The sequence below is a fragment of the Streptomyces sp. PU-14G genome, from assembly GCF_041028275.1.
GTDB lineage: Bacteria > Actinomycetota > Actinomycetes > Streptomycetales > Streptomycetaceae > Streptomyces.
In genome coordinates this window covers 1-3,813 of record NZ_JASKYT010000502.1, presented here as the reverse complement: position 1 = coordinate 3,813, position 3,813 = coordinate 1, and the positions used below count along the sequence as shown (strand labels likewise).

Genomic DNA, 3,813 nt, shown 5'->3' with positions numbered 1-3,813 from the left:
CGGTGGTCCCGCGACTTCCTGCCCCCGGTGGTCCCGCGAACCCCTGACGCCCTCAGAACATGTCCTGGCACCACGGCCGCCGCGCGGTGCGAAACAGCGCGTCCGCCCGTTCGACGGCCCCCTCGCGGTGGCCTGCCAGCAGCCCCAGGGCGGCGAGCCGCACGGCCGACTCGTCTCCCAGGTAGAGGGCGGCGAGCTGTGAGACGTCGAGGGTCAGGTCGGGCTCCTCGCGGGTGGCGGCGCACTGTGCCGTGCCCCGCGGCCCGCCCGTCTCCAGCCGGAACCTGCCGGCCGCGTAACCGTCCTTGTCGCGCACGTCCACAACCAGGGACGTCCCGGCGCCGGCGTAGGTGCGGGCCGTCAGCATGCGCTCCACGTCCAGCGGCCGGATCCACAGCCAGTCGGTGTGGCTGACGATGCGGGCGGCACGCGGGTCGGGCAGCAGCTGGGGCAGTACGTCGTCGGGCGCCCGCAGCCCGGTCCGCACCCGCTGGACCCAGTCCATCGCCAGGACGTACCGCCACAGCGCGGCCTCGGCCGCCGCCGTGGTGGCGAACAGATCCCTGACGGTGACGGTCTGTTCGGGCTGATTGCCCTCCCACACGTCGTCGGAGACGTAGGTCACCCCGCCCTGCGGCCGGCCCTCCGCGTCGCGGTAGACCGCGTGGAACGGCGCGGTGAAACCGTCGTCGGGGTAGCGCAGGTCCCCGGTGGCCGCCCGCCACCACTTCTCGTTCCTGTCGATGGCGCCCTGGCGGTGCGCACCGGTGCGGAACCGCTGGTGGACGGCGGGCATCGACGCGCGGAACCCGGCCGCGTCCTCCAGGTCCACCCGCCCGCCGTCGCCCGCGTCGGCGGGGCCCGCGTACCGCCGGTCGAGGCCTGTGCGGGCGACGTGGACGTCCCATTCGGTGGCCCAGGCAGCGGCTCCGAAGCCGTAGCGCCCGTAGATCGGGTACTCGGCGGCGACCAGGCTGGCGCAGGCGTCCCCCCGCTCCTTCGCGGCGTCCAGCGCGTTCGCCATCATCGCCGACAGCAGACCGCGCCTGCGGTGCGTGGGGGAGACGGTGACGGCGGTGACGGCACACGCGGGCAGCACGGCACCGCCCGGCACGGTCAACTCCTGCGGCGTCGTACGGAACGTGCCCACGCACCGGGCGCCGTCGTAGGCGCCCTGTGTGCGGTCCAGCGCGGCCCGGCTGTCGAGGCTCTGCCTGCGGACCGCGACCTCTTCGGCGCTCACGGCGGGGCTGCGGAAGAAGCCGGTGGCGACGGCGCGCAGCCACTCGGGAAAGTCGTCGGGGGAGGACAGGGTGCGGATCTCAAGACCGGTCGCCATGCGGTCACGCTAGGCGCGCGGGACCCTGCCCGCACCGGGTTTTCGGAGCGGCGGCAGCAGCGGTGGCAGTGCCGGCCTCGCGCGCACACGCCTCCCGATCGCCGGCCTCGCGCGCACGCCCTCCCGCGTGCACGCCCTCCCGCGTGCACGCCCTCCCGCGCGCACGCCTCCCGCGTGTCCGCCCCGCCGCCGTCTCAGAACGCGGCGCGCACCTCGCCGACCCGTACGCCGCCGCCCAGCACCGGAACCGTCGACAGGCGTTCGAGCACGGGCGCGCTCGCTCCCATGTGGACGGAGAGGGCGCGCGCCACGACGGGGCCCAGTGCCCTGCTCGCGCCGTCCTCCACCTTGAAGGCGAGGGCCTGCCCGTCCGGCAGCGCGAGCCCCTGCACCGCCTCGGCGCCCATCTTGCTGACGCATCCGGGCAGCTCCCGCATCAGCCAGGTGTCGTGCCTGCGGGTTCCGCCGACGTACTCGGGGTGGGCGCGCATCGCCTCGGCGACCCGTCCCTCGGGGGAGTCGGCGGGCGCCAGTGCGAGCGTGCGGAAGCCGCGGGCCAGCCCGGTCAGTGAGACGGCCATCAGCGGGGCGCCGCAGCCGTCCACGCCGACATGCGCCACCGGATCGCCGGTGGCCTCCTCCAGGGTGGCGCGGACCAGCTTCTGCAGCGGGTGGTCGGGGTCGAGGTAGCTCTCCAGCGGCCATCCCGCGGACTGGCAGGCGGCGAGCATGGCCGTGTGCTTGCCCGAGCAGTCCATGGCCAGCGGCGTACGGGTGTGCCCGGCGGCGAGGAACGCCTCGGTCTCCTCCTCGTCCAGCGGGAGGGAGGCCGGGCACCGCAGGTGGGACTCGGCCAGGCCGTGCTCGGCGAGCATCGCGCGCACCAGGTCGAGGTGGAAGGTCTCTCCCGAGTGGCTCGCGGCGGCCAGTGCCAGCCGCTCACCGGACAGCTCGAGGCCGGAGCGCAGCACGGCGGAGGCCTGGAAGGGCTTGTTCGCCGAGCGGGGGAAGACCGGCGCCTCCGGGTCGCCCAGCGCGCAGGTGACGCTGCCGTCCGCCGCCAGCACCACCAGTGAACCCCGGTGCCGCCCCTCGGTGAAGCCGGACCTGACGACCTCGGCGAGCACGGGGAGTATGTCGGGCATCTCGGGACCTTCCGGTGATGTTCGGCGTACCGGCGTACGGGGTTGGCGGCATTCGTGACCCTTCACCGTAACCGCACAGGACGACCCGCGAAACGCACGCTCCCGACCGCGCAGCGGGGCGGGCGGGGGCCCACCGTTCACGGCAGGAGATCGTCCACCTGCGCCTCTCCCTCCCGGTAGCGGCGGGCGATCTCCGTGCTGCACCCGTCGGCGGTCCGCTGCAACTCCTGGCGGCGGCTGGAGACTTGGCTCTCGTACCCGACCAGTCGTGCCATCGCCTCGTGCAGCTCGGTGTCCGTGCGGGCCTCCAGGTCGCTCAGCTCCACCTCGGCCAGCATCGTCTCGGCCAGTGCCCGGTACTTCTCACCGCGCGGTGCGGCGAGAGTCACATGGCGCGCGGAGCGGTGGCCCGCCGGACTGTCGGTGAGGATCTGCGGCAGCAGGTCCAGCAGCGGCGAACCCGCCGAGTCGCGCCGGGCCAGCTCGGCGCGGAGGATGTCGATCCGCCCCTGGAGCAGTCTGCGGACGTAGCTGAGGTCCGCCTCGTCCTGCTGTGCCGTACGCCTCAGGGCGCGCAGCTCGGGCAGGCTCAGCGCGAGCAGGTCCGGTCGGTCCTCCTCCGGCAGCCGTCCGGAGGCTCCGCCTCCGGGCTGTCGTGCTGTGTGAGCCCGGCCCGCTCCGGTTGTGCTCATGGGCTTGTGTCCCCTCATCCCCGTCCGCGGTAGCTCGCGCGGCACCTGCTGAACGCACCGCGTGTGCGCATCGTGCCACTGAGTGCCCCCCGTTCGCACCGGTCACTCTCCCCGCACGGCGGGCGCGTCCCGCCCTCGGAAGCGGCGCGGCATGATGGGCGGCATGCGAGCAGTGGTGCAAAGAGTGGACGGCGCGAGCGTCACCGTGGAGGGCCGGACCGTTGGTCGGATAGTCGGCGAGGGCCTGTGCGTGCTGGTCGGGGTCACGCACGACGACACGAAAGAGAAGGCGGCGCAGCTCGCGCGCAAGTTGTGGTCCGTACGGATTCTCCAGGGGGAGAAATCGTGTTCGGATGTCGGAGCGCCGCTGCTGGTGATCAGTCAGTTCACTCTCTACGGTGACGCGCGCAAGGGGCGCCGGCCCACGTGGAACGGGGCGGCGCCGGGCGAGGTCGCCGAGCCGCTCGTCGGCGAAGTGGTCGACCGGTTGAGGGAGTTGGGGGCGGAGGTCGCCACCGGCGAGTTCGGGGCCGACATGAAGGTGTCCCTGACGAACGACGGGCCTTTCACGGTGCTGGTGGAGGTCTGAGGGCCCCTCCCGCGCGGGCAGCCCCTCCCGCACGGGCTGCCCCTCCCG

The 3,813-nt window shown here is 73.8% G+C and carries 4 protein-coding genes; 1 reads left to right on the top strand and 3 read right to left on the bottom strand.

What is annotated here, in order from left to right:
- Positions 1–52: 52 nt before the first annotated feature.
- The 3 genes from AB8Z75_RS32365 to AB8Z75_RS32355 all read right to left on the bottom strand — a co-directional run bounded on the left by AB8Z75_RS32365 (position 53) and on the right by AB8Z75_RS32355 (position 3,176).
- Positions 53–1,339 (bottom strand): GNAT family N-acetyltransferase, encoded by a 1,287-nt coding sequence (locus AB8Z75_RS32365; protein WP_369208299.1) that lies wholly within the window; start codon positions 1,337–1,339, stop codon positions 53–55.
- 194 nt (positions 1,340–1,533) lie between these two features.
- Positions 1,534–2,484 carry an asparaginase gene (locus tag AB8Z75_RS32360; protein WP_369208297.1) on the bottom strand — a complete coding sequence of 317 codons (951 nt, stop codon included), beginning with the start codon at positions 2,482–2,484 and terminating at the stop codon, positions 1,534–1,536.
- Between the two features lie 137 nt (positions 2,485–2,621).
- Entirely contained in the window at positions 2,622–3,176 is a 555-nt protein-coding gene (locus AB8Z75_RS32355; protein WP_369208295.1) for an ABC transporter substrate-binding protein, read from the bottom strand.
- 163 nt (positions 3,177–3,339) lie between these two features.
- Between AB8Z75_RS32355 and dtd the strand changes: the two genes are divergently transcribed.
- Positions 3,340–3,765 (top strand): D-aminoacyl-tRNA deacylase, encoded by a 426-nt coding sequence (dtd, locus tag AB8Z75_RS32350; protein WP_369208293.1) that lies wholly within the window; start codon positions 3,340–3,342, stop codon positions 3,763–3,765.
- Positions 3,766–3,813 lie beyond the last annotated feature (48 nt).